1 protein-coding gene is annotated in these 470 nt (G+C 53.2%); it reads left to right on the forward strand.

Annotated elements, in window-relative coordinates:
* Positions 1-186: 186 nt before the first annotated feature.
* Positions 187-470 (forward strand): transposase (locus ACE41H_RS25175; RefSeq protein WP_375358315.1); only part of this gene is annotated, 284 nt, incomplete at its 3' end.

A 470-nucleotide genomic window follows, 5' to 3' on the forward strand; every position in this document is an offset into this window, starting at 1 on the left:
GGGGGTTGGAGGTTCGGGGGGCCTAGGGGAAGGAATAAAGAGAAGCGAGAAACGAGATACGAGATACGAAAAAAAGAGGCAGCTCAAGTGGGATGTTCGGCTTGAAACGGGAACACATGTTTGGTATAATGAAAAAAAGAACTTATGTTCGTGGATTATGGATTATGGATTCGGAGGCGAGCAGACATGGAAGTCCAAGCGGAAACGGAACTTCAACCCTTTAGTAGTCGTTATCACAACGAGCAGGCCTGTATGGAGGCATTGATCGTGATGAAGTGGCCGAACGGCTTCGTCTGCCCGCGCTGCGCTCACACCCGCTGCAGTCGTCTGACATCCCGGCGCATCCCCATGTTCGAGTGCGCCAGGTGTGCGCATCAAACGTCGGCTTTGGTTGGCACGATTTTTGAACGAACTCATCTCCCCTTGACCAAGTGGTTCCAGGCGCTGGAGTTGTTCCTGCTCCCCGACGG

Source organism: Paenibacillus enshidis (assembly GCF_042136365.1).
Classification (GTDB): domain Bacteria; phylum Bacillota; class Bacilli; order Paenibacillales; family Paenibacillaceae; genus Paenibacillus; species Paenibacillus enshidis.